This window comes from Moraxella equi (assembly GCF_002027555.1).
In the GTDB taxonomy this organism is placed as follows: domain Bacteria; phylum Pseudomonadota; class Gammaproteobacteria; order Pseudomonadales; family Moraxellaceae; genus Moraxella; species Moraxella equi.
This window is the reverse complement of sequence record NZ_MXAP01000196.1, coordinates 1-1,277: the sequence shown is the minus strand read 5'-3', so window position 1 is coordinate 1,277 and position 1,277 is coordinate 1. Positions and strand designations below refer to the sequence as shown.

Annotated in this window: 1 protein-coding gene; it reads left to right on the top strand. The window is 47.9% G+C overall.

Annotated features, from left to right (window positions below; all coding sequences use genetic code 11):
• The first annotated feature begins 1 nt into the window (after nt 1).
• Nucleotides 2-1,192 (top strand): elongation factor Tu, encoded by a 1,191-nt coding sequence (tuf, locus tag B5J93_RS13210; protein WP_079326778.1) that lies wholly within the window; start codon nt 2-4, stop codon nt 1,190-1,192.
• The last annotated feature ends 85 nt before the right edge of the window (nt 1,193-1,277 follow it).

The window sequence follows — 1,277 nt, the reverse complement described above, 5'->3', positions numbered from 1 at the left end:
CATGGCCAAAGCCAAATTCGAACGTAACAAACCCCACGTAAATGTTGGTACCATCGGTCACGTTGACCACGGTAAAACTACCCTAACTGCTGCTATTGCAACCGTTGCTGCTAAGCATCACGGCGGTGAAGCAAAAGACTACGCTGCCATTGACTCAGCGCCTGAAGAAAAAGCTCGTGGTATTACCATTAATACCTCTCACATCGAGTACGACACTGCTAACCGTCACTATGCACACGTAGACTGCCCCGGTCACGCCGACTATGTTAAAAACATGATTACTGGTGCGGCTCAAATGGACGGTGCTATCCTAGTTGTTGCTGCAACCGACGGTCCAATGCCACAAACTCGTGAGCACATCCTTCTATCTCGTCAGGTTGGCGTACCTTACATCATGGTATTCATGAACAAGTGCGACCTAGTAGATGACGAAGAGCTACTAGAACTGGTAGAAATGGAAGTACGTGAACTTCTGTCTGACTACGACTTCCCAGGTGATGACACGCCAATCATCAAAGGTTCTGCACTACTAGGTCTAAATGGCGACCAAGGTCAATACGGCGAGCCTGCCATCCTAGAGCTACTAAGCACTCTAGACAGCTACATCCCTGAGCCAGAGCGTGACATCGATAAAGCATTCCTAATGCCAATCGAAGACGTATTCTCAATCTCAGGTCGTGGTACTGTGGTAACAGGTCGTGTAGAATCAGGTATCATCAAAGTGGGCGACGAAGTTGAAATCGTTGGTATCAAAGACACTGCCAAGACTACCTGTACTGGTGTTGAGATGTTCCGTAAGCTACTAGACGAAGGTCGTGCAGGTGAGAACTGTGGTATCCTTCTACGTGGCACCAAGCGTGAAGAAGTTCAACGTGGTCAAGTACTTGCTAAGCCAGGTTCAATCACCCCACACACCAACTTTGACGCTGAAGTATACGTACTGTCAAAAGAAGAAGGTGGTCGTCACACCCCATTCCTAAATGGCTATCGTCCACAGTTCTACTTCCGTACCACTGACGTAACTGGTGCCATTACTCTACAAGAAGGTACTGAAATGGTTATGCCTGGCGACAACGTTGAGATGAGTGTTGAGCTTATCCACCCAATCGCCATGGACAAAGGTCTACGCTTCGCTATCCGTGAAGGTGGTCGTACCGTAGGTGCTGGTGTTGTTGCTAACGTTAAGAACTAATCTAACAAGATTGGCTTAACAGCAAACAAGACTAATAGTCAAAACCAAACCCCCTGCCAGAGATGGTGGGGGGTTTGGGTTTTTG

What these genes read in the sequence shown, in the direction of transcription:
- tuf (WP_079326778.1), top strand. Translation starts at nt 2, where the DNA reads ATGGCCAAAGCCAAATTCGAACGTAACAAACCCCACGTAAATGTTGGT.